Origin of the sequence: Hominilimicola fabiformis (genome assembly GCF_020687385.1) — a bacterium.
Classification (GTDB): Bacteria; Bacillota; Clostridia; order UBA1381; family UBA1381; genus Hominilimicola; species Hominilimicola fabiformis.
In genome coordinates this window covers 55840-80210 of the sequence record NZ_JAJEQM010000015.1, presented here as the reverse complement: position 1 = coordinate 80210, position 24371 = coordinate 55840, and the positions used below count along the sequence as shown (strand labels likewise).

General features: G+C 38.1%; 27 protein-coding genes. 21 read left to right on the top strand and 6 right to left on the bottom strand.

The features are described 5' to 3' along the window. Positions 1 to 74 precede the first annotated feature (74 nt). Positions 75 to 278 carry a hypothetical protein gene (locus LKE05_RS10935; protein WP_308456883.1) on the bottom strand — a complete coding sequence of 68 codons (204 nt, stop codon included), beginning with the start codon at positions 276 to 278 and terminating at the stop codon, positions 75 to 77. 476 nt (positions 279 to 754) lie between these two features. On the opposite strand from LKE05_RS10935, the gene LKE05_RS10930 reads away from it, so the two are divergent. The 4 genes from LKE05_RS10930 to LKE05_RS10915 all read left to right on the top strand — a co-directional run bounded on the left by LKE05_RS10930 (position 755) and on the right by LKE05_RS10915 (position 3518). Next, positions 755 to 1198 carry an HIRAN domain-containing protein gene (locus tag LKE05_RS10930; protein WP_308456882.1) on the top strand — a complete coding sequence of 148 codons (444 nt, stop codon included), beginning with the start codon at positions 755 to 757 and terminating at the stop codon, positions 1196 to 1198. A gap of 141 nt (positions 1199 to 1339) precedes the next feature. Then, the gene (locus LKE05_RS10925) at positions 1340 to 1774 is read left to right on the top strand and encodes a hypothetical protein (protein WP_308456881.1); all 435 of its coding nucleotides are present in this window, start codon (positions 1340 to 1342) and stop codon (positions 1772 to 1774) included. 270 nt (positions 1775 to 2044) lie between these two features. Next, on the top strand, positions 2045 to 2377 hold the full coding sequence (locus tag LKE05_RS10920) for a hypothetical protein (protein ID WP_308456880.1): 333 nt from the start codon (positions 2045 to 2047) through the stop codon (positions 2375 to 2377). 865 nt (positions 2378 to 3242) lie between these two features. Continuing rightward, the gene (locus LKE05_RS10915; protein WP_308456879.1) at positions 3243 to 3518 is read left to right on the top strand and encodes a hypothetical protein; all 276 of its coding nucleotides are present in this window, start codon (positions 3243 to 3245) and stop codon (positions 3516 to 3518) included. Between the two features lie 887 nt (positions 3519 to 4405). Here LKE05_RS10915 and LKE05_RS10910 read toward each other — a convergent pair. Beyond that, positions 4406 to 4990: a biotin transporter BioY gene (locus LKE05_RS10910; RefSeq protein WP_308456878.1), complete on the bottom strand. Its 585-nt coding sequence runs from the start codon at positions 4988 to 4990 to the stop codon at positions 4406 to 4408. 166 nt (positions 4991 to 5156) lie between these two features. On the opposite strand from LKE05_RS10910, the gene LKE05_RS10905 reads away from it, so the two are divergent. The 6 genes from LKE05_RS10905 to LKE05_RS10880 are packed head-to-tail and all read left to right on the top strand — an operon-like array spanning position 5157 to position 9011. Next, complete coding sequence (locus tag LKE05_RS10905; RefSeq protein WP_308456877.1) at positions 5157 to 6842, top strand: DUF2264 domain-containing protein; 1686 nt, start codon at positions 5157 to 5159, stop codon at positions 6840 to 6842. 1 nt (position 6843) lies between these two features. Then, positions 6844 to 7017 carry a DUF4250 domain-containing protein gene (locus LKE05_RS10900; protein WP_022230653.1) on the top strand — a complete coding sequence of 58 codons (174 nt, stop codon included), beginning with the start codon at positions 6844 to 6846 and terminating at the stop codon, positions 7015 to 7017. A gap of 10 nt (positions 7018 to 7027) precedes the next feature. Then, positions 7028 to 7576: a CYTH domain-containing protein gene (locus LKE05_RS10895; RefSeq protein WP_022230652.1), complete on the top strand. Its 549-nt coding sequence runs from the start codon at positions 7028 to 7030 to the stop codon at positions 7574 to 7576. Between the two features lie 5 nt (positions 7577 to 7581). After that, complete coding sequence (locus LKE05_RS10890; RefSeq protein WP_147515027.1) at positions 7582 to 7872, top strand: hypothetical protein; 291 nt, start codon at positions 7582 to 7584, stop codon at positions 7870 to 7872. Positions 7873 to 7889: 17 nt separating this feature from the next. Beyond that, entirely contained in the window at positions 7890 to 8600 is a 711-nt protein-coding gene (locus LKE05_RS10885; RefSeq protein WP_308456876.1) for a PP2C family protein-serine/threonine phosphatase, read from the top strand. An 18-nt stretch (positions 8601 to 8618) separates the two neighbouring features. Next, entirely contained in the window at positions 8619 to 9011 is a 393-nt protein-coding gene (locus LKE05_RS10880; protein WP_308456875.1) for a TIGR04076 family protein, read from the top strand. Between the two features lie 56 nt (positions 9012 to 9067). Here the strand turns inward: LKE05_RS10880 and fsa are convergent, their stop codons facing one another. Further along, complete coding sequence (fsa, locus tag LKE05_RS10875; protein ID WP_118445719.1) at positions 9068 to 9715, bottom strand: fructose-6-phosphate aldolase; 648 nt, start codon at positions 9713 to 9715, stop codon at positions 9068 to 9070. A 139-nt stretch (positions 9716 to 9854) separates the two neighbouring features. Here fsa and LKE05_RS10870 point away from each other — a divergent pair, with 139 nt between their 5' ends. From LKE05_RS10870 to LKE05_RS10850, 5 genes are all read left to right on the top strand, one after another. After that, a complete protein-coding gene (locus LKE05_RS10870) occupies positions 9855 to 10106 on the top strand; it encodes a TIGR03905 family TSCPD domain-containing protein (RefSeq protein WP_117967088.1) in 252 nt (83 codons plus the stop codon). A gap of 58 nt (positions 10107 to 10164) precedes the next feature. Beyond that, on the top strand, positions 10165 to 10686 hold the full coding sequence (locus tag LKE05_RS10865) for a GerMN domain-containing protein (RefSeq protein ID WP_308456874.1): 522 nt from the start codon (positions 10165 to 10167) through the stop codon (positions 10684 to 10686). 269 nt (positions 10687 to 10955) lie between these two features. After that, complete coding sequence (nrdD, locus tag LKE05_RS10860) at positions 10956 to 13082, top strand: anaerobic ribonucleoside-triphosphate reductase (protein WP_349164608.1); 2127 nt, start codon at positions 10956 to 10958, stop codon at positions 13080 to 13082. A gap of 155 nt (positions 13083 to 13237) precedes the next feature. Then, on the top strand, positions 13238 to 13771 hold the full coding sequence (gene nrdG, locus LKE05_RS10855; RefSeq protein ID WP_373367879.1) for an anaerobic ribonucleoside-triphosphate reductase activating protein: 534 nt from the start codon (positions 13238 to 13240) through the stop codon (positions 13769 to 13771). Next, positions 13761 to 14246, top strand: coding sequence for an ECF transporter S component (locus tag LKE05_RS10850; protein ID WP_308456872.1), 486 nt, complete (start codon positions 13761 to 13763; stop codon positions 14244 to 14246). The genes nrdG and LKE05_RS10850 overlap by 11 nt, the downstream gene beginning before the upstream one ends. A gap of 58 nt (positions 14247 to 14304) precedes the next feature. Here the strand turns inward: LKE05_RS10850 and LKE05_RS10845 are convergent, their stop codons facing one another. From LKE05_RS10845 to LKE05_RS10835, 3 genes are read right to left on the bottom strand one after another with little or no spacing between them, the layout of a single operon-like run. Next, entirely contained in the window at positions 14305 to 15561 is a 1257-nt protein-coding gene (locus LKE05_RS10845; RefSeq protein ID WP_308456871.1) for an acyltransferase family protein, read from the bottom strand. Continuing rightward, complete coding sequence (locus LKE05_RS10840; protein ID WP_308456870.1) at positions 15554 to 15784, bottom strand: hypothetical protein; 231 nt, start codon at positions 15782 to 15784, stop codon at positions 15554 to 15556. Before LKE05_RS10840 ends, LKE05_RS10845 begins: the two co-directional genes overlap by 8 nt. Before the next feature lie 37 nt (positions 15785 to 15821). After that, the gene (locus LKE05_RS10835; RefSeq protein WP_308456869.1) at positions 15822 to 17006 is read right to left on the bottom strand and encodes a polysaccharide deacetylase family protein; all 1185 of its coding nucleotides are present in this window, start codon (positions 17004 to 17006) and stop codon (positions 15822 to 15824) included. Positions 17007 to 17129: 123 nt separating this feature from the next. Between LKE05_RS10835 and LKE05_RS10830 the strand changes: the two genes are divergently transcribed. The 6 genes from LKE05_RS10830 to LKE05_RS10805 all read left to right on the top strand — a co-directional run bounded on the left by LKE05_RS10830 (position 17130) and on the right by LKE05_RS10805 (position 24371). Beyond that, complete coding sequence (locus tag LKE05_RS10830) at positions 17130 to 17933, top strand: polysaccharide deacetylase family protein (RefSeq protein WP_308456868.1); 804 nt, start codon at positions 17130 to 17132, stop codon at positions 17931 to 17933. A 75-nt stretch (positions 17934 to 18008) separates the two neighbouring features. Next, a complete protein-coding gene (locus tag LKE05_RS10825; protein WP_308456867.1) occupies positions 18009 to 20852 on the top strand; it encodes a rhamnogalacturonan lyase in 2844 nt (947 codons plus the stop codon). Between the two features lie 137 nt (positions 20853 to 20989). Then, a complete protein-coding gene (rsmD, locus tag LKE05_RS10820) occupies positions 20990 to 21532 on the top strand; it encodes a 16S rRNA (guanine(966)-N(2))-methyltransferase RsmD (RefSeq protein WP_308456866.1) in 543 nt (180 codons plus the stop codon). A 99-nt stretch (positions 21533 to 21631) separates the two neighbouring features. Further along, positions 21632 to 22108: a pantetheine-phosphate adenylyltransferase gene (coaD, locus tag LKE05_RS10815; protein WP_308456865.1), complete on the top strand. Its 477-nt coding sequence runs from the start codon at positions 21632 to 21634 to the stop codon at positions 22106 to 22108. 11 nt (positions 22109 to 22119) lie between these two features. Continuing rightward, on the top strand, positions 22120 to 22584 hold the full coding sequence (locus LKE05_RS10810) for an ATPase (protein ID WP_483229879.1): 465 nt from the start codon (positions 22120 to 22122) through the stop codon (positions 22582 to 22584). Positions 22585 to 22700: 116 nt separating this feature from the next. Beyond that, on the top strand, positions 22701 to 24371 hold the full coding sequence (locus tag LKE05_RS10805) for a formate--tetrahydrofolate ligase (RefSeq protein ID WP_308456864.1): 1671 nt from the start codon (positions 22701 to 22703) through the stop codon (positions 24369 to 24371).

The window sequence follows — 24371 nt, the reverse complement described above, 5'->3', positions numbered from 1 at the left end:
AATATATGTAAAAGAAAAAGCCGCTTGCGGCGGCGGAAAGGTTGAGTATTCCGCCGCACAAGGCGGCTTTTATGCTATAATTCGATATTATCGCCAGTATCAGCCGTATATCTTGATTGTATAGCTTTTTTTATATATGCGTTTACACTTTCATTTTGTTCTTGTGCGGCGGTTTGTATAAGTTGCTTTGCACCTTTTTTTATTCTTATTTTCATCTCATCATAATTATTTTTTATATATTTAGCGGTTGCCTTTTGTTGAGCCTTTGAAACTGTCATAATTTCACCTATTTTCTACTTGACTTTGTTGTTTATATGTGGTATAGTTTAGATATAAAAGGAGCGGTAAACAGTCCGTTTCTGCATTAATAAGATTTTATTATTTTTTTGTAGAAATTCAATTTCTACCCAAATAACCGCCTTATGTCAGTAGGGCGGTTATTTCTTTAATATCCATACAATAAGCAAAATCAATACAAGTTGTATTGTGGTTTCACTCATAATATTTCCCTTCCGAAACAGAGCCGCCGCCGCTCCAATATATCAAGGTCACATAAATTTCTTTATCACCTACAATTAATCTCTTAATTGCAATTTTATTATATCACGTTATTATATAGGGTGCAATATACATTTTGTACAATATATTGGGTACATATTTAGTGATTTTGCATATTGATATATGTGGTACAATATAGTATAATATAATCATAGTCAAGGTTGACTACACAAAAAAACGAAAGGAGCGAAACACAATGAAGAACATTCACACAATCCGCCGCATAGTTGCAACTATGGCAAACAGGTTGAAGAAAATGGGCTTAACACTTTCCGCCGCCTTTAAAAAGGCTTGGGAGCTGATAAAAGGTAAGGCTATCGAAAGTAAAGTAGCTGGAGTAACCAAAGGAAACAGACAAAAGGCACTTGCACGCATTGCGGCGGCATACCGCCCTAATCAAGTAAAGGTATGGCTTGAACGTGACAAGGCAAACTTACACGATAACAACGCAGTAAATGTTATTGTGTCGGTGAACGGCTCGGATAACTATAATTTAGGTTGTATCCCTCGTAATCTTGCTTATGTGGTATCGGCACTTATAGACAAAGGCTTTTACATAAAGGCAATGTTTAAAGAGATTAGAGGGCATTACGCAAGCTATATGAATTATGGTGCGGTGATAACATTGCAATTAGCATAAATAAAAAAGCCTTGTACAAGCTACCAACTCATACAAGGCAAGTGCATTTGCCAACAAAAGAGGAAATACACACAATTTATCACACAAGTAAATTATAGTGTATTTCCTCTGTAAAGTCAAGATTTTAGGAGGTATTTTTTTATGGAAAATAATGGTTTTGTATGGTTGCCGTCATTGGGACAAGACGCAGAAAATATTACACATTTCTTTTGCAAGGCGGTACAACTTGAAAATGAAAGCGATATTAAGAGTGCATATAACAATGTAGTGCAACACCTTGAATATTTTTCTAACGGTCATTCGGTTAATTATGGTGTTCGTGCTATATCCGCCAAAGATAATATTATTCAGTATTTTTTCAACGGAGAAAATGCAGTTCCGGGATATATACGTTATTGGCTAACTGAATACTATGGCAATAGATTTGGTGATATAAGCAAGTATTCAAACCGTCATTTAGAAACATATAAAAAACTTAGAAAATTATACTTACAGATAGACAAGAAAGAACATTTTAAATGGTCGGTTTACAAAGGTGTAAGAAGTATTTTAGGGAAAATACACATAGATATATAAAATGTTTATGAGCGGCGGAAATGTTGAGTATTCCGCCGCATAAGGCGGCTTTGATAATGTGTAAGGCTTTTTATATAAAGCCACTCTTAAAGAGATTAGAGGACATTATACAAGCTATATAGTCTATGGGCGGCGGTTGCATTGCTGTTAGCAATAAAAAAGCCTTGTACAAGTTACCAACTCATACAAGGCAATACCACCGTCCTAAAAGGATTAGGATAATTATACTATACGCAATAAGAAAAGTCAAGTAGTAAAGGAGTTTTTAAAATGGATAATTTAATTAAAGATATAGAAGTAGTGGACGAAATAGGTAAAGCGGCAGATATGGCAATAGACATAATGTGTTTATCGCAAGAAATCAGAAACGAATTTTTTTCACCAAGATTTAAAACAGAACACGAGCAACAAGTTTTTGTGTGGCACGTATACGAAAGAGCCACATCCTTATTTAGAATATTAGACAATTTGATATTTGACTTGTCTAACATTCTAACAATTTTAGACAAGTCCCTTAACGAGCGAACACTTGAAAGTAACAACACAACGCAAGACAACACCGAAAGCGAAAACAACAACGGCGATAACTTACATACGGCATAAATATATAATAAAAATACCGCTTATGGCGGCGGAAAGGTTGAGTATTCCGCCGCATAAAGCGGCTTTTTTTATTCTGCAAATAGATATGACACCAGTATCAGCCATATAAAATATTACTGATAAGGTTAAAATGCCTTTAATCAGCCTTTACGGTCGTTTTAAGGGTGTATAATAAAATCTTACAACCAGCGGCGGAAAGGTTGGATATTCCGCCGCACAGGTGGCTTTTATGGCATCACATTTTTATCTTGACAATACATATATTTTTTGATAAAATACAAGTAGATAAAGGAGTGACTTAACGGTCATTCTATTATAATTTAAGTTTTAAAACGTAGATGAAATATCTACCCTAAAGCCGTCCATTATGTGCGAATGGGCGGCTTTATTTTTTTATCACATATACAAGCAAAAACAAAATGATTAATACCAAAGTGCTTTCACTCATTATATTTTGTTCCTTTCCCCGTAAGTCAGAACAACCGCCCAGTCACTCCCAACACTACAGGAGATTAAATATAATCTTTAATCTAAAATCATTATAGCATATTTTAAATGCGGTGTACAGTGCTTTTTTATACCCAAAGGGAACAGACAAAAGGCACTTGTACACATTGCGGCGGCATACCGCCCTAATCAAGTAAACGTATGGCTTGAATGTGACAAGGCAACAAAATACATTATAGTCGCTCATTTGTTGGAAAAAACGACTTTTTTATTCTGCAAATAGATATAAAATCAGTATCAGCCATATAAGGTATTACTGATAAGGTTAAAATGCCTTAAATCTGCTTTTATAGTCGCTTTAGGGTAAAGTTACAACCAGCGGCGGAAAGGTTGGATATTCCGCCGCACAAGGTGGCTTTTGTCGGTATTATTTGTTGACGGTTTTTCCGTTATCGGTTTTTCCGTTATCGGTTTTTCCGTTGACGGTTTTTCCGTTATCGGTTTTTCCGTTATCGGTTTTTCCGTTATCGGTTTTTCCGTTGACGGTTTTTCCGTCGATGGTTTTTCCGTCGATGGTTTTTCCGTTGACGGTTTTTCCGTCGATGGTTTTTCCGTCGATGGTTTTTCCGTCGATGGTTTTTCCGTTGACGGTTTTTCCGTCGATGGTTTTTCCGTTGACGGTGAAAATCTGTAAGAAGTAAATTTAATCTTTAAAAATGTAAAATTTAACAGTCTAACCCCCTTGCCAAAACTTGCGTGCATATGCGTAAGGTTATGGCTACGGTCTATGGCATAGTATAGTTAGACAATTTTAGTACCCCCTACACCCTTTGTATGTAATAAATATTTTTAATTTTTTTCTTGATAAGCCTTGCTATATGGGGCATAGTCTGATTATTTTTTTATGCCTTTGTATGCGTTGTAAGGTAATCGGTGGCAGAGTGTAAGCCGTTCGTGATAGAATAAAAAAAAGACTTTGACGCCTATTATACATAATGTGCTATTGTGTATAATGCGAACGGTCTAATCCCTACAAATATATGCACAAAAAAAAGGCTTTTCATTATACGTTAGACATTTATGTATAGTCGCTTTTAAAAAAGGGTATTCCGCCGCTGGAAAAAGTCTTTAATATTATTACACATAACCCTGTATTGTGTGTAATACATTCGATTTAGTTCCTACAATTATATGCACAAGAAAAAGTTGGTTTCATTACACGTCAGTCACTTATGTGTAATAGATATAAAAAATAAGTGTTTTTGTTTCTTTAAATTCCCCTTAATTCCTTTTGATTTTTCCCCTAAAATTTCCCCCTAAAAACTTGGGAAATAATAAAAACAGTATAATGTAATAAATTGTATATGATGTGAAAGTGTAGTATTTAAGCCGTTTTATAAGCTGGTATAATATAACAAAACAAGAGCCTTATAACTCATAACCCGAAGGTCGCTGGTTCAAGTCCAGTCTCCGCAACCATTAATATGTACACCCACATCAATGAAATATTGATGTGGGTGTATTTTTTTTATACTATGAGTAATCAAAAAAAACACTGTGACAAAGCACAGTGTTTTTTTATCATACAGTCTTAGGTTGGGGAACAGTTGACTGGTTTTGACGATTTAAAATCGGTATAATTCTTTTTGCGACAAGTGCTGCAAGGATTGCAAGGGCGATATTACCCGGAGCGACAAGCACGAAACACGACATAACTGTTTTACCGATGCTGACAGGTGCATTAATAACAAAGTTACATATAATATAGAAATAAATCGCACCCAAAACGTATACGAATGCCATACCGGCAAAGCTTGCGCCGATTATTCTCAAGAATGACGGATTTTGTTTCTTTTCGACAATAAGTCCTGTTACGAATGCTCCTATAATGAATGCTACCAAAAAGCCGAAACTTGGTTTTAGCACATAGCTGAAACCTCCGCCTTGTGTAAACACAGGTATTCCGATAAGTCCCATAAGCACGTATACCGCAACGCTTATTGCACCCTTTTTAGAACCGAGCAAAAGACCTGCCAATGTTGTAAATGTTATTTGCAAAGTAAAAGGCACAAGCGGAACCGGAATTCTTATAAACGCTCCGATTGCCGAAAGAGCAGTGAACAATGCACACAAAATTAAATCTCTTGTTGTAAATTTCTTCTTCATTTGAAAATTTCCTTTCTAACTTAAAAACTGAGATAATTATATATTATAAAAGTTTAATTGTCAACCTAAAAATTAAACAAAGGTTTACAATTATCTTATTTACTTTTTGGTAAATAAATGCTATAATAAAAATATTAAGATAATTCAAAGTGACAGAGGTGGCTTTATGTATACAAAAGAATATTTCAGACAACAGTTATCGGATATAATATCGCCTATAGAAAAGTATTACAACGGCGGAAAGGTACAGTATGCAAGACACAGTGCGTGGTATGAAAATCTTTCGGCGGACGTTGAGGCTTTTGCACGTCCGCTATGGGGACTTGTGCCGTTTTGGGCAGGCGGCGGTGAAAATGAAACGTTTGAAAAGTTATATATAACCGGTATAACAAGCGGTGCGGATAAAAAAAATGACGGTTACTGGGGCGATTGCCATGATAAAGACCAACGTTTTGTTGAAATGGCTGCATTTGCATACGGTTTGATTTTTGCACCGGAAAAGGTATGGGAGCCGCTTAAATCCACTGCGAAAAACAACTTTGAAAAATGGCTTTATTCTATAAATGACAAGGAAGTTTGTGACAGCAACTGGACATTTTTCAGAGTGCTTGTCAACGTTGCTTTGAAAAAGGTCGGCAGAAAATACAGTCAAGAACAGTTGGACAAAGATATTGCAAGGATAGATGAATTCTATCTTGGCAACGGCTGGTACATAGACGGACTGCATGGACAAAAGGATTATTACATTGGTTTTGCATTCCATTTTTACGGATTGATTTATGCCGTTGCAATGGAGGACGACGACAAGGAGCGTTCCGATATATACAAGGAACGTGCAACGGAATTTGCAAAAACGTTCATATATTGGTTTGACGAGGACGGCGAAGCACTTCCTTACGGTCGTTCACTCACATATCGTTTTGCACAAGCGGCGTTTTGGGGCGCTTGTATTCTGGCGGGTATAAGACCGTTTTCGCTTGGTGTTATGAAAGGAATATTAATAAGAAACATTGAAAATTGGCTTTCAAAAAATATATTCGATACAAGCGGAATTTTATCTGTCGGATACGATTATTCAAATCTTCTTATGGCAGAGCATTATAATGCACACGGCTCACCTTATTGGGGACTTAAAGCATATATATTCCTTATGTTGTCTGATGACCATGAATTTTGGTCTTGCGATATTGAAGAAATGCCTAAACTTGACGAACTTAAACTTATAAAAGAGGCAGATATGCTTGTATCAAGACGAAACGGCAAGAGTGTTGCATATCCGGCAGGAACAATTACTGATTTTGCGTGCGGTCAGATTGTGCCGAAATATTTGAAATTTGCATACAGCGCTCATTTTGGATTTAATGTTATGAGAAGTAATATAAGCATTGATGAGGCGGCTTGCGACAGTATGCTTACGTTTGTTGTTGACGGTGCGGTGTTGGTACGCAGACATTTGAAGTCATACAATGTCGAAAATGACAGAGTTGTAATAGAATGGTCACCGTTTAAGGGATTTGACGTTAAAACCGTTATAACTCCGACAACGTTCGGTCATACGAGAAGTCACGAAATTAATTCGGAATATGATTGCGTTGCGTATGACGCAGGTTTTGCGGTTGCATCAAGAGATAAGGACAACATTAAAACAAAGGATTCGTTTATTGCACAAGCGAGGAATGATTTTCAATTCTGTGAAGTCCTTACGGAAACGGGCGGCGAGGGCTGTATAATCGAATCATCACCGAACACAAATATCAGATATTCAAAAACAGTTATACCGGCAATGAAATATGAAATCCATAAGGGCAAAAACGAAATAAAAACACTTATAAGAGATCACTTGGAGGGATAATATGATACCGAACGATCCTGCTATATTGCTTAGCTTTGTCAACACAAAACTTCGTGATTTTTATTCAAATCTTGACGATATGTGTGACGATATGGAGCTTGAAAGAAAAACTATTGAGGATAAACTGTCACTGATTGGGTACAAATACAGTGAAGAAAGAAATCAGTTTATATAAAGGAGCAGAAATGACGGAAACAGAGATAAAAAGTATGATAGACAAAGACCTGTATGAGAGTATTTTAAACGCTTTTACATGGGAAAAGGTCAGAGAACAGACGAATTATTATTATACCGATAAAGCGGGTATACTTAGAGAAAAACGTATAATGGTAAGAATAAGAGTTGTAGGTGAAGTGGCGAAAATACAGGTGAAACTTCACAAAAACGAAAACAGCCCTTTGCAGATTTGCGAAGAAAATGAATTTGAAACGGAAGAAGTACCTGATATTATAAATGCCGAACTTGCAAAAGAGATAACAGGCGAGGATGTGGGCGAACTTTATAAAATGGGCTGTGCCGTAACGATAAGAAACAGCCTTGTGCATAACGGATCAGAATTGTGCCTTGATAAAACGACATATTTCGATAAAACGGATTATGAAGTTGAGGTCGAATATGAAGAAAAAATCAGTGCGGATTTGCTTATGAAACTTACTTCTCTCGGAGTGAGATTTAACGAAAAATGCGTCGGAAAGTTTTCACGCTTTCTTGCAGAGTATAAAAATCAGGAGTGATACAGATGGATTATAAACGTGTAAAAAGCGGTCGTGAAAAAGGGCTTGTATGGCTGGCATTGATTTTGACTGCTGTAATATTGGTTCAATGCGTTATGAATATAGTGCTTATTGTTTCAAACCGTCAGACAAAAGCTATGTTTGATGAGGCTTTGCAGGGACAGCTCACTATGCAGGAGGAAATCAATTCTTTGAAAGGCATTGATAACGGTAATACGGAAAATACAGATAATGCTGAAAATTCAGAAAATACAGCTGATTTTGAAAACAGTGCAGAAGAAAACGGAAATCAATAAATGTGGGGTAAAAATTTATGAGAGCAGTGTCACTGACAAACAGAGGCGGTCGTAAAAACAATGAAGATTATGTAGGTTACGCAAATTCGGATAAGTTGTGGTGCTTTGTCGTGTGCGACGGATTGGGCGGACAGAGCTTCGGCGAGGTTGCGTCGGAGATTGTGTGTGAAACGGTTTGTAAATCGTTTAAAAAAGCACCTGAACTTTCGGGTAAGGCGTTATACAGATATATCGAAAAGGCGGCGTCTGTTTTGGGTGAGGAACGAGAGAGTACAAAATCGAATATGTCGAGTACGATTGTTGCATTGGTAACTGACGGTGAAAAAGCCGTGTGGGCACATTCCGGCGACAGCCGTCTTTACTACATATCAAAAAAGAGAATTTCGCAGATTACGGACGACCATTCTATCGCATTCAGAGATTTTAAAGAGGGGATAATTACATTTGATGAAATACGTACAAGCCCTAATCAAAATAAATTGTTGTCATCGATAAGTGACATTGATGATTTGAATTTTGATGTGTCGGAAGTGATTGACTTGAAAAAAGGTGACGCTTTTGTACTTTGTACAGATGGTTTTTGGGAATATGTTTATGAAGATGATATAGAAAAATCATTCGCAAAAACTAAATCACCGAAAGAATGGCTTGAAAAAATGCTCGAAAGCCTGCACGAAAACGAAAAAGAAAACAATGATAATTACAGTGCAATAGCTGTGGAAGTGTAATATACGGAGGAAACTGCTATGAAACATAAAGTGAAAGTAACAGTGTTGGATAAAAAATTATATCCCGAATTACAGCAGAAATACTGTGCAGATCCGAATTCGGGAGTCTGTCCGTGCTACAATGTCGGTGATGAATTTGTTTTTTATCGCGACGGTGACAGAGACGACTTTTGGCATCTCGGACTGAATACGTTGGTGAAAACTAACGGTAATGCCGATACTGTGGCTGGTGGTCCGAAATTGCCGTTCTGTTCTGAAGCGTGGGACGCTATTTCACGTTATATTTATACCGGATTGCAAGGCGGCTCTGTAATGGCTGGTTGGATGAAAGATGAAAATGTGATGATTACCTGTTGTTCGGATGGTACAAGACCTGTTATTTTTAAGATTGAACGAATTGATTATGAATAAATACAATTAAAAACACCTCTTGAATTTCAAGAGGTGTTTTGTGTCATTTAATCATATTAGTTCTTCGGAACTGTTTCCCAGTCTTTTAAAAATCTTTCGATACCCTTGTCTGTAAGTGGGTGGTGAAGCATTTGAGCAATTACCTTATAAGGAACTGTTGCGATGTCACAACCTGCTCTTGCAGCGTCGATAACGTGGATAGGATTTCTGATACTTGCGGCGATAATTTCTGTTGGGATTTCGTGAATTTTGAAAATATCAGCGATTTCTTCAATAAGAATCATACCGTTTGTACCGATGTCGTCAAGTCTGCCAAGGAATGGACTTACATATGTAGCGCCTGCTCTTGCGGCAAGAAGTGCCTGTGCGGATGAGAAGATAAGAGTTACGTTAGTCTTGATACCAAGAGCTGTAAGTTTTTTAACAGCCTTTAGACCTTCTGCACACATAGGAATTTTTATAACAATGTTCTTGTTGATAGCTGCAAGAGGTTTAGCCTCTTCAACCATTTTATCAGCCTCAAGGGAAATAACTTCGGCACTGATAGGACCGTCTACAATAGTTGTGATTTCCTTAACAACTTCAACAAAATCTCTGCCCTCTTTTGCGATAAGAGACGGATTTGTTGTAACACCGCAGATGACGCCCATATCATTTGCCTGTCTGATTTCATCTACATTGGCAGTATCTACAAATAATTTCATTTGAACTTCCTCCTAAATTTATTTCTGTATATTATTATATAAAAAAATGGGTGTATAGTCAATAGATATGCTTGAAAAAAAGCAATAAATGTTGTATAATCAGAATGTAGATAAATATAAAATTTTGGAGGTGGATATAATGGCTAAGTTTTCATATCAGCCTAAGGGTGTCTGTTCTGTACAGATAGATTTTGAGGTAGAAGACGGAGTTGTCAGAAATGTACACTTCACAAGAGGTTGTAACGGTAATACGCAAGGTATAAGCGCTCTTGTTGAGGGTATGAATATTGACGATGTTATTTCGAGATTAAAGGGTACAAACTGTAACGGACGCGGTACGTCTTGTCCTGACCAGCTTGCAATAGCATTGGAACAAAGTAAAAATATGTAATAAAAATCATTGAACCTTCATATACTGTATATAAGTCAGTGTATGGAGGTTTTTTGTTTTGCAGATAGTTACATTAAAGAAGAACACGCTTATAAGACACTTTATATTTTTATTAATACTTGCAATCGGCTTTGGTACTGTGGTTATATCGCAGAATACACATACGGAAACAGCAGAGGTAAAGCTGTATTACGTTGACGCACAAATGCTCAGATTGATTCCAGTAAAAACTCAAATACCGCAGATGAGTACGCAGAAAATGGCACAAAGAGTAGTGGACGAGCTTGTTGAGGGATATGACGACAATCCGAAAATAAGGCGAATTATTCCGAACGTCAAACACGGTATAAAGGTGAAAGTGCTTGATAGGATTGCGTATGTGGATATAAAGCAGGAATTGGCGGACAAGCACCCCGACGGTCGTGATTTGGAACTGCTTACGGTGTATTCAATCGTCAATTCACTTACAGGACTTGACGGGATTGTGAACGTAAGGTTTACAATAGACGGCAAGCGTCAGAAAGATTTTAAGGGTTACATTGATATGAGGGAAACTTTTATTCCGGATTATTTTATATAAATACAATATATTGATAAGCAAGCATAAAAATTGTGCTTGCTTTTTTATATTGTATTCAATTTGTAAAATAAAATGTATTGCATTTATAATCCAACTGTGCTATAATATAATACAAGATATAGATATACAAAAATATCAAGGACACAAAATATAGTGGTTACATAGTATTTGAGATTTGCATAAAACACGCATAAAGACGTGCTTTCTGCATATTTTTTTTGAGCGATAATACTGTATATAGTGTTTTATACAGAGAAGGGGTTATGAAAGTGAAAGTACAGAAGCGTGACGGTAGAATTGTTGAATACAATGCTGACAAGATAACAGCCGCCATTAAAAAAGCGAATGTTGAGGTGGACAATTCGCAAAAAGTCAGTGACGACTTGATAGAAGAGGCGATAGGAAACGTTGAAAAAACAGACAAGGAAGTAATTCCCGTTGAAACGATACAAGATATAATCGAAAAGACGCTTGTTGCACACAACAAGTATGTACTTGCGAAAAAGTATATGATATACAGATACCAACGCAGTCTTTTGAGAAAGTCGAATACAACAGATGAATCAATCCTAAAGCTAATCAGAAACGAAAACAAGGAGCTTGCGGAGGAAAATTCAAATAAGAATACTGTTCACGCGTCTACACAGCGTGACTATATAGCAGGTGAAGTGTCGCGTGACCTCACAAGACGTATGCTGTTGCCGGAGCATATCACAATGGCACATCAAAACGGCATACTTCATTTTCATGACGCGGATTATTTTATACAGCCGATTTTTAACTGCTGTCTTATAAATATCAAGGATATGCTTGACAACGGTACTGTTATGAACGGTAAAATGATTGAATCGCCTAAGAGCTTTCAGGTTGCCTGTACCGTCACAACGCAGATTATTGCGGCGGTTGCAAGTAATCAGTATGGCGGACAGTCCGTAAATGTGGCACATTTGGGAAAATATTTAAGAAAGAGCCGCGACAAGTTTATGGCTGAAACACAGGAAAAATTCAAGGATACGTTAAGTCGGGAAGATATTGAGAAAATAGTTGAAATGCGTGTCGATGATGAATTAAGATCGGGTGTACAGACTATTCAATATCAGATTAACACGCTTATGACAACGAACGGACAGTCGCCGTTTGTGACTTTGTTCCTATATATTGACGAAAATAACGAATACGTTGACGAAAACGTAAGAATTATAGAAGAAATTCTTCGTCAAAGACTTGACGGTATTAAGAATGAACAGGGTGTATATGTTACACCTGCATTCCCAAAACTTATATATGTGCTTGATGAAAACAACTGTCTAAAGGGCGGTAAATACGATTACGTTACGAAACTTGCGGTTAAATGTTCCGCTAAAAGAATGTATCCCGACTATATTTCAGCAAAGAAAATGCGTGAAAATTATGAGGGTAACGTGTTCAGCTGTATGGGCTGTCGCTCGTTCCTTTCACCTTGGAAAGACGAAAACGGTGAGTACAAGTGGGAGGGAAGATTTAATCAAGGTGTTGTAAGTATAAATCTTCCGCAAATCGGACTTGTGGCTAAGGGCGATGAAGAAAAGTTTTGGAAACTGTTTGACGAACGTTTGGAACTTTGCTATGAGGCGCTTATGTGCCGTCATAAAGCATTGGAGGGGGTTGTGTCTGACGTAAGCCCTATTCACTGGCAATACGGTGCTATAGCACGTTTGAAAAAAGGTGAAACGATTGATAAATACTTGCACAATGGGTATTCTACGTTGTCGCTCGGATATATCGGTCTTTATGAACTTACTTACCTTATGACCGGCGAAAGCCAAACAAGCGGTAAGGGTAAAGAATTTGCACTTAAAGTAATGTATCATATGCGTGACGCGGCGGAAAAGTGGAAAGAGGAAACAGGATTGGGTTTCAGTCTTTACGGCACACCTGCGGAAACGTTATGCTATCGTTTTGCTAAAATTGATTATGAGAAATTCGGACCGATTAAGAATGTTACCGATAAGGGTTATTATACAAATTCTTACCACGTTGACGTCAGAGAGAAAATCAATGCTTTTGATAAATTCGATATTGAAAGCGAATTCCAAAATATTTCGCTCGGCGGTGCGATTTCTTATGTGGAAATACCGAATATGCAGAATAACCTGCCTGCACTTGAAACACTCGTGAAGTATATTTATGATAACATTCAGTACGGCGAATTTAATACAAAATCGGACTATTGCCAAGAGTGTGGCTTTGACGGTGAGATTATGATTAATGACAATATGGAATGGGAATGTCCGCAATGTCATAATAAAGACCACAGTAAATTGAATGTTACAAGACGTACTTGCGGTTATCTCGGCGAAAATTTTTGGAATACGGGAAAGACGAAAGAGATTAAGAGCAGAGTTTTGCATTTGTAATAAGGGAAAATAACGTGAAAAATCACGTTATTTGATTTAATTGTCCGTGCGATTTTCGCCTATGGCGAACGCACATGGACATAATTTCCACTTAACGCCTTGTCAGCCCACAAGCAAGAGCAGTTAAGGTTTTTAATTACTATTTGTGGGCAGAAATGCTGTGGAAATTAATTATGTATTATGGGAATATAAAGAAAACTGACATTGCAAACGGAACAGGCGTGAGAGTATCGCTTTTTGTCAGCGGTTGCAGACGTCACTGTAAGGACTGTTTTAACAGTGAAACGTGGGATTTTTGTTATGGCAATGAGTTCACGGACGATACAATGAACGAAATTATAACCGCAATGGATAAGGAGTATATAAAAGGTTTCAGCCTGCTCGGCGGTGAGCCTTTTGAAAAGGAAAATCGCATGGCGGTACAATATATATTAAAAACAATAAAGGAACATTTTCCGAATAAAACCGTATGGTGTTACAGTGGTTTTGCTTTTGAAGAGCTTGTCGGAGAATGTGAAGATATTTTAAAGTATATTGACGTGCTTGTTGACGGTGCATTTGTGGCGGAAAAGAAAAATTTGAAATTGAAATTCAGAGGGTCTGAAAATCAAAGAATTATAAATGTAAAGAAATCACTTGAAGATAAAACAGTGACGGAACTTACAGAAGGGGAATACGATGAATACTAAACAATTTGTTAGAGTGGCAATGCTTACGGCATTGGCGTGCGTACTTACTATCGTGCCGAAAGTGCCGATAGGCGGCGGATATGTGCATTTCGGCGACTGCATAATTTATGTGGCTGCAATGATACTCGGACCTATACCCGGTGCGATTGTCGGAGCGATAGGACATAGCTTGGCAGATTTTATTTCTGGTTATCCGATATTCTGTATACCGACATTTATTATTAAAGGTATTATGGGATTTGCAATCGGTAAAATCGTTTACGGACACGTTGATATAAAGTATTTTATAATCGGCGGTATCGTTGCACTTGTGATTGTTACAGGCGGTTACTTTGCTGCGGAAATTCCGCTTATGGGATATGAAACCGCACTTGTATCGCTTATTTCATCACCGATACAGTGGTGTATGAGTATGGTTGCATCGGCGATTATTGTACCGATATTGATTAAAAACAGAAAAAGAATAGGATTTTAATTAAAAACACACAGTCTGTTTTCATAGGACTGTGTGTTTTTTTAGTTATGTACTTTATTCACTCTTTGGAGCGGACTGTGTTTTTTTGAGGGGGTCTTAGATGTATAAGCTCCAATAATTTTAAAATACTGTTTTTTAAGCCGTATTTTACGATTGGTTTTTCTATGTAGTTGGTTATGATTATTCCCGCTAATATTGAAACGGTCCAACAAATTAAGGTTAATCCGTCCATTGCGGCTCTGTCGTTCATTACGGGATTTTGTGTGCTGTAAGGTATGTTGTGATTTTTTAGGAATATAAATACATTCTGGTGCCATAGGTACACCGTATATGATATTGATGAAAGGAAAACGAAAAATTTATTTCCCCATATTTTCTTTTCCCAAAAACCGTATGAGAAACAAGCGGTGAAAAGGAAAAGTGCTATTAATACAGAGAATATTCCTCTGTACAAAAAGCGAAAATACACATCGCCCGCAACTCCGTTCGGGAATGAAATCTTTCTAAGCCAGCACATATATCCGAAAGCAGAGAAAATACTCAAAGCGGATATAATTGTCATGCACAATTTGAGTTTATCTATACATTTTACTTTGTTTCTTACATATACCACGAAATATGCGGAAATCATTCCGAAAGCAAATACGTCAAAATAAATAGGTGTGATTGCCGACATTATAGGCTGTGATATGTTTGCATTTGCCATAAGTATAAATCTCAGCAATACAGCCACTAAAGACATAACGACTGTTGTAAGAACAGGTTTCTTGCGGAACGGAATACATATAAGCGGAAACAGAACATAAAACTGAACTTCAATACTCATTGTCCAAGCGGTAGAAATGGTTGTTCCGATAGTATGCGAATCAAAGTTATGAATGAAAAGCAAATGCATTATAACATTGTGAGCAACATTCGTAAAACTTTTGGGATCATACATTCCGCCTATATATGAAAAACTCGGAATTAGAATAGTCAGAATAAGCATTATGACATATGAAGGATAAATTCTTCTTGCACGCTTTATAAAGAAATTCTTCCAACCTCTGAACTCACATTCACCAAACATACTTCGTGCGATAGGATAGAAAAGACAAAATCCACTCAACACGAAGAAAGAATCTATGGCTACATAGCCGTAACGTTGAAATATTTCAAAATTAAACAAATACTTGTCAGGACTTATTTTTAAATTATAAAAAATCCAACTTTGCTGGAATGTGTGAAATATTACTATAAAAATAAGTGATATTGCTCTCATTCCGTCCAAAGCGTAAAGATAGCCGGGAATATCGCTTTGACGTGAATTATTCATTTGTTTCCCTCCTGCTGTACATAATGCCGATTATAACGGTGACCAAGATTATTGCGACGGTTATACTAAGACCTATAATCATTATTTTAGGCATATGACCGCAACTCATTATTGCCCATTTTATTCTTTCGATACCTTTTTCAGAGGGCAAATCGGCTGCGTATGCAAATGTGGAAGGCATAGTGCATAACATCACCCAAACAGCTAATATAAATTTTTTCATATGTTTTCCTCTCTGTAAGTCTATAATATAAGACTGTTTATTGAATTATAATTGCTGTACCCGATTGTGCAGGGGCAGGGGTTATGTTTTGGGCATTTTGTGCCTGTACAGGTTTGTCTGTTGCCGATTGTGTATTGCTGTTTTGTGCGTTTGCTGTGTCGGCTGTTGGATTTGTTGTACTTGTTGGGTTTGTTGTATTTGTTGGATTTGTTGTGCTTGCTGTATTTGTTGTATCGGTTGAAGTAGTTGTTGTGGCTGTTTCACCGCTTTCAGGGGCGATTGTTGTGACGGCGGCTTGATAATTAATATCGTCAAGTCTGTGGAATGTATATCCCTCTGAAATCAAATATTCGATAATCATTGGCAAAGCGTCAGCCGTAGCTTGTTTAGCGGCGGCATCGTGCATAAGAATGACAACATTTTGACCTTCCGGCATATTTGACTTTAGGTAATCCAAAAGACCTTGTGCATCTTTCTTTTTACCCTCTGCGTCACCATTTAGCGCGTTCCAGTCACAATAATAGTAACCGTTTTCTTTTAGTACTTTTTTACATTCTTGCTTTACAGGCGAAAAACTGTCTGCACTTGATTTATAGCTGCCGCCAGGAAAACGTACAAGTCGCATTGTTTGAGCGCCGCCTGTAACTGCGTCAATTTTTTGGAAACAAGCGTTTACTTCATTAATAAATGTGTCTGTTGACGCATATAATTTCTCATAGTTATGTCCATCAGAGTGGTTTGCTATAAGATGTCCTTCTTCGTATACACGTCTTGCCATATCAAAGTTTGAGTCGATAAGTGAACCGACTTCAAAGAACGTGGCTTTAATATTGTATTTTCTCAAAGTATCAAGAATTTGCGGAGTTATATTTTCTGTAGGACCGTCATCGAATGTAAGATAACAACGCTTTTCCTGTACTGAATCTTTAACGATTTGAAGCAGGTCGTTTTCTTCCGTTGCGGGAGGAATATTTAATGTATTTGTTTGTACCGGCTCTACGGTCGGAACGACATTTTCGGGATTTTCTGTTGCTTCGACTGATACATTATTTGTATTTTGTTGCTCGTTGTTACCTTTTTTCATCGAAACGGCAACTGCGACAACAATAATAATTGCTATAAGAACTATAAAAATAATAGCCGCACGTATACGTTTTTTTCTAAGACGTTCACGTCTGCGGCGTTCACGACGTCTCATTTCAAATTCGGTTGCATTAGACATAATTAAAATCCCCCTAAAAAGCTGATATATCATTATTATATACCAATTTACAATAAAATTCAACAATATTATTAACAATATTATTAAAGAATAAAAATAAATAAAGAAAGGGTATGATAAACAATGAAAAAAGTGATTTTGGTAATTTTTTGCACGACAATTTTGATGAGCGGTTGTTCATCTAATACAGCCGATACGGTCAGTAATGACGTACAACAGGTGAATGTGTCATATGACCAAATGAATAATGAGGGGATTGGTTGGGGATTTGTACGCAAGAAAGGCGCACCGCCCGAAATACCTAATTCACAAAAGGAAGTGCTTAGAAAATACGATTGCTATTATATAGATGAAAATGCACCGAAAACACTTTATCTGACATTTGACGAGGGTTATGAAAACGGCTACACGTCAAAGATTTTGGACGTTTTGGAGCAGACTTCAACGCCTGCGGCATTTTTTGTGACAGGTCCGTATCTTGAAAATCAACAGGAATTGGTGCATAGAATGATTGATGACGGTCACATTGTCGGAAACCATACCGTAAACCACCCGAATTTACCGAAACAGAGCGTCGAAACGGAACAAAAAGAACTTTCCGATTTGAATAAAATGTGTGAGGAAATGTACGGCGTGAGTATGAAGTATATGCGTCCGCCGGAGGGGGAATACAGTGAACGAGTGCTTGCTGTTGCAAAAGATATGGGATACAGGACAATTCTGTGGAGCTTTGCGTACAAGGATTGGGACATAAATATGCAGCAGGGGGCGGACTATGCGTTTAATCAAGTTACGCCGTATCTGCATGACGGTGCTGTTTTACTTCTTCACGCAGTGTCCTCCGACAATGCAAATGCTTTGGAAGATATAATAAATTACGCAAAAAATGAGGGATATACGTTTAAAAGCCTTGATGAATTGCAATAATTAAGAAAAAAACATAAAAACTCTTAAAAAACACTTTATTAATTCATCATTTTGGTGTATAATTAAATTATTATAATGTATTTTAGAGAGGAAATTGATAAAATGAAAGAGGCAAGTTTTGATTTTGGTAAGAAACCGCCTGTTGACGGTTACACAAAAGTGACTGAAAAATCTGTTTACACAAAGGAAAAAGGTTTTGGACTTTCGGAAGTCGCAGAGGCTGACGAAAGAAAAATCGGTGAAAAGGAATTAAACAGAGATTTTCTTTTTATGGGCGGAAAGTCATTTATCGTTGATATTGAAAACGGCGAATATATTGTACGCGTTTCTACGGGCGACTATGTTGACGAAGGCGATGTTATGACATTCTACAACGTCAACGGTGAAAAATACGGCGTATGGGTAAGTGACGGTACTGTTGTGGAAAGAGTGTTCCCTGTTACAGTTACTGACGGTAAGATTGAATTTGCATTTGAAATGGGTAAGCATACTTGCCTTAACAGCATTGATATTGCACAAAAGCAAGACATTGAAGTTAAGAATGTTAAAAGTGCCGTTATCGCAAAACGTGATACGGCTTCGGTTAAATTGACTTGGGATAAAGCCGACGGCGTTATCGGTTACAGAGTGTCACGCAGAAATCCGAAGAATAACGAAATTGATAAGGTTCAGGAAGTTATTACAGAGGAATTTGTTGACGGTGACGTTACAATATGCGATAAATTTGAATACAGCGTGTGTGCATTGTATGCACATAAGTTCTGTTCGGATAAGTCTGTTACGATTGATGTTGAAGTCGTTGACGGCAAGAGCGTTGCCGGTGAGATAACAGAGCTTGACGCAAAGGAAACTCCTAATTCCGTAACACTTGTGTGGAACGGATTTAAGGAGGCGGTTTGGTACAACATTTATCAAAAAGCACCTTACGGTATTTACAAGTACATAGGAAAAACAGAAGAAACACATTTCATTGATGATAAAGTAATAACAAACGTACCTTTCGTATATGCGGTTGAGGCTGTTACGACAAGCGGTATATCAAAACGCAGTGAGGTAACAATAGATATGGAGGCTAAGCCGAAGAAACGCAAAATGGAAACGTTGGGCAGAGGTGCCGTTGCAATGATGACAGAAAACGGCGTATTCCTTAGCTGGCGTCTTAATGCGTATGAATACGAACAGGACATTAACTTTATAATTTTAAGAAACGGTGAAAAGATTACAGACGTAATCACCGATTCTACAAACTATCTTGACAAAGACGGTAAACCGGAAGACGTTTACACAATCAAAGCCGTAAAGGGTAATAAGGCTGAGAAAAAGGGTGCGGAAGTTAAAGTTGTAAATGCACCTTATATATCAATTCCTCTTGACAAGCCTGAAAACTTTGTTGACCCTGACGGCAATTCATATCCTTATACCGCAAATGACGCGTCTGTTGCAGACCTTGACGGTGACGGCGAATACGAAATCATTCTTCGTTGGGACGCAAACGGTAAGGATAACTCACACAAGGGTATAACAGGTGAATGTTTGCTTGACGCATACAAGCTTGACGGTACAAAGCTATGGAGAATTAATCTCGGACGTAATATCCGTTCGGGTTCACACTATACACAATTTATGGTGTATGACTTTAATAATGACGGTAAGGCAGAACTTGTATGCAAAACCGCAGACGCAACTGTTGACGGCAAGGGTAACGTAATCGGTGACAAGGACGCGGATTACAGAAATAAGGACGGATTCATTCTTGAAGGTCCGGAATACTTGACATTGTTCAACGGTGAAACAGGCGAAATTATGGATACTGTCGATTATGATCCGCCGAGAGGCAACGTTCGTGAATGGGGCGATTCTTGGGGTAACAGAGTCGACCGTTTCCTTGCCTGCGTAGCATATCTTGACGGTGAAAATCCGAGCGTTGTAATGTGTAGAGGTTACTATGACCACGGTTGTCCGACAGTGCTTGTTGCATATGACGTAATTGACAATAAACTTGTTAAGCGTTGGAAGTTCCTTGCTAACAAGGATCAGAATATCGAATACACAAATCAAGGTAACCACAATCTTGGTGTCGGTGATATTGACGGCGACGGACTTGACGAAATCGTTTACGGCGCAATGGCTGTTGACCATGACGGTAAGGGTATTTACTCAACAGGCCTTGAACACGGCGACTGTATGAACCTTGGTAACTTCACAAAGAAAACACCTAACCTTGACTTCTTCCAAATTCACGAACACGACAGTGCCGAATACGGTTTTGAAGTGCGTGACCCTGCAACAGGCGAGATTAAGTGGGGTAAGTTTACAGGCCGTGACACAACAAGAGGACTTTGCGCGAAGATTGACCCGAGATATGAAGGTAATCAGTGTTGGGTAATGGATGACGGTATCTACACAATGGAGGGTGAACTTATCAATGAAAAGGGCCCTGAATCAATAGATTTTGCTATTTGGTGGGACGGCGACCTTATCCGTGAACTTCTTGACCACGAATTTGATGATGAAAAGGCAGTCGGTTATCCGAAAATTTATAAGTGGGATTATGAAAACAACAAACTTGTGACAATCCTTGACCCTAAGGGTACTCTTTCAAACAACTGGAAGAAGGGTACACCTTGTATCCAAGCCGATATTTTGGGTGACTGGAGAGAAGAGGCTGTTTGGAGAAATGAGGACGATACGGAACTTCGTATTTACACAACAACAGACCTTACAGACCATAAGTTCTATACGTTTATGCACGACAGTGTTTACAGATTAAGCGTTGCATTCCAAAATACCGCTTACAATCAGTGTACACAAACAGGTTTCTATATAGGTCCTGAAATGGATAAACCGCCTGTACCTAACAACGAATATGTGAGAGGAATTAACATTCCTGAATTCACGGAAGATATTGATGAAATTTAGCATTTAATGTATACTATGTATCAAATCCTTTACAAAACGATTGATATTTTATGTAAATTAGGAAAAAAAACAATAACATTGTTGACCTTTTGCAAAAAGTAGGTTAGAATATAGAAGAATAATATGGAGGATTGTGCATGAGGATAATATCTGGAATCAGACGCGGACATAAACTTTTTGAATTTGAGGGTGATGATGTTCGTCCTACGACTGACAGAGTTAAGGAGTCTGTATTTAATATAATTCAGACGTTTATACCCGATGCGGTGTGCCTTGATATGTTTGCCGGCAGCGGTGCTTTGAGCTTTGAGGCGATTTCACGCGGTGCAAAAAAAGCCGTTTGCCTTGATAAAGACAAGCGTTCGATTGATATTATCAAGAAAAATGCAAATTCTTTGGATTTTTCGGATTACTGTGAAATTATTAATACGTCATGTTTTGATTATATGGAGAGGGCAAAGGAAAAATTCGATGTGATTTTCCTTGACCCTCCGTATAATAAAAACTTTATCGAACCTGTACTTGAGTGTATTGTCAAAAACAATCTGTTAAACGAGGATGGTATAGTGGTTCTGGAAAGTGACGGAACTGATTTTCATGATGATTTTGACGGACTTGAAATGTACAGACAGAGAAAGTACGGCAGAACATATATCACGGTATATAAGAAAAATAATTGAGCTTGTCGCTAAAATGTCGGCAGCTACCCAAATTACATCATACGATGTAAGCAATTAAATCGGCTTTTGTGGGATAAGCCTAAGAGGAAAGAAGAACAAATGAGAATTGCAGTTTATCCGGGAAGTTTTGACCCGATAACTAACGGACACCTTGACATTATCGAAAGAGCAAGCCGTGTCTATGAAAAATTGGTGGTCGGAGTTTTAAGCAATGCAAGCAAAACCCCTCTTTTTTCTGCTGAAAAAAGAGTTGAGATGATTCGCTTGGTAACTAAACATTTGGATAATGTGGAAGTGGATACTTTTACGGGATTATTGGTTGATTTTGCTGCCAGCAAAAATGCAACGGTGATTGTTAAGGGCCTGAGAACCGTAGCTGACTTTGAATATGAATTTCAAATGGCACTTCTGAATAAGGCTCTTAATCCCGAATACGAAACTATGTTTATGATGACGAATACGAAGTATTCATATATCAGTTCGAGCATGGTTAAGGAGCTTGCGGGATTTCATGGAGATTTGACAGGTCTTGTACCTTGTGAAATAATAGAAACAATCGAAGAAAAATATAAGTAGGGATGAAAGGATTGAACGAAATGGATATGGATATGGATATCATGGAAATTGTCGATATGATGGAGGAGGCTATTGAAAAAGCATCGGCTGTACCTCTAACCGGAAAGGTTATGATTGACAAGGGTGAACTTTTAGACTACATTCAGGAAATTCGTCTTGTATACCCTGACGAGCTAAAGGAAGCAAAGTGGGTTAAGGAAGAAAGACAAAGAATTTTGTCAGAGGCTGAAAACAGAGCCGAGGCTATTCAGAAGAATGCCGAAGAAACTCAAATGCAGCTTATTGACGAACACGAAATTACAAAGGCTGCATATGAACAGGCTAATGAGCTTGTTAATGCCGCACAACAGAAGTCTATCGAAATTAAGACTGATACAGACCAATATGTTGATGACGTTCTTAACGACGTTGAACACAGATTGGACTTGCTACTTAGAAAAGTTCGTGAGGACAGAGGTTATTTCAATAATAACTGATTAAATAACGATTAAATATTTTCGAGCTGGATTAATTTTACTGTTCAGCTCTATTTCACTTTATAAAGATATTAACATTTTAATGCACAATAGAAAATTTAAGGGAGGATATGAATATGCTATCAGATATTGAAATTGCACAAAATGCAAAAATGAAGCATATCCGTGATGTTGCCGCATCAATCGGCATAGCAGAGGACGATTTGGAGTTTTACGGAAAGTATAAGGCTAAGATTGCCTCTGAACTTTGGGGAAAGGTTAAGGACAATGAAAACGGAAAGCTGATTCTTGTTACGGCAATAAATCCTACTCCGGCGGGTGAAGGTAAAACAACGACAACAATCGGACTTGGCGACGCACTTACCAATATGGGCAAAAAGTGCGTTTTGGCACTTCGTGAGCCGTCACTTGGACCTGTTATGGGAATTAAAGGCGGTGCTGCAGGCGGCGGTTACAGTCAGGTTGTACCGATGGAAGATATAAATCTTCATTTTACAGGTGATATGCACGCTATAACGGCGGCAAATAACTTGCTTTCGGCAATGATTGATAATCACATTCATCAGGGTAACGCACTTGATATTGATGTTACAAACATTGTTTGGAAACGTGTTGTCGATATGAATGACAGAGCTTTACGTCACGTTGTTGTCGGTATGGGCGGAAAGGTGAACGGTATTCCGCGTGAGGACGGTTTTATGATTACTGTTGCATCGGAGGTTATGGCGATACTTTGTCTTGCAAACGATTTGGAGGATTTGAAAAAACGTTTGGGTGAAATTATAATCGGTTATAACCGCAGCGGTGAGCCCGTTAAGGCTTCGGATTTAAAGGCACAGGGTGCAATGGCGGCACTTTTGAAGGACGCTATAAAGCCTAACCTTGTTCAGACGCTTGAATACACACCTTGCTTTATTCACGGCGGTCCGTTCGCAAACATTGCACACGGCTGTAACAGTGTACAAGCTACGAAGCTTGCTATGAAGCTTTCTGATTATACAATAACAGAGGCAGGTTTCGGCGCAGATTTGGGTGCCGAAAAGTTTATGGATATTAAGTGCCGTATGGCCGGAATAAGTCCTGACGCAGTTGTTATTGTTGCGACTGTTCGTGCACTTAAATACAACGGCGGAGTTAAAAAGACCGACCTTAAAGAAGAAAATGTTGACGCTTTGAAAAAAGGTATCGTAAACCTTGAAAAACATATTAAAAATATGAAGTCATTCGGAGTACCGGTTGTTGTAGCGGTAAACCGTTTTGATACGGACAGTGAAGAAGAACTTAATACTGTCATTGAAAGATGTCACGAATTGGGTGCAGAATGTGCGCTTAGCGAAGTCTTTGCAAAAGGCGGTGAGGGCGGATTGGACCTTGCCGAAAAGGTTATTTCGGCGGTCGAAAACCAAAAAGCTGATTTTAAACCGGCATACGATACCGATATGTCAATCAAAGATAAGATTAATGAAATCGTGACAAAAATTTACGGCGGTAAGGGTGTTAATTACACACCGAAAGCACAAAAGCAGATTGCAAGACTTGAAGAACTCGGTCTTGATAAAAAGCCTGTATGTATGGCAAAGACGCAGTATTCATTGTCTGACAACGCAAAACTTTTGGGAAGACCTGAAAATTTTGAAATTACGGTAAGCAACGTAAGAGTTTCAAACGGTGCGGGATTTATCGTTGTTGAAACGGGTAATATAATGGTTATGCCGGGACTTCCGAAAGTGCCGGCGGCTGATAATATAGACGTTGATGCAGACGGAAAGATAACAGGGTTATTTTAA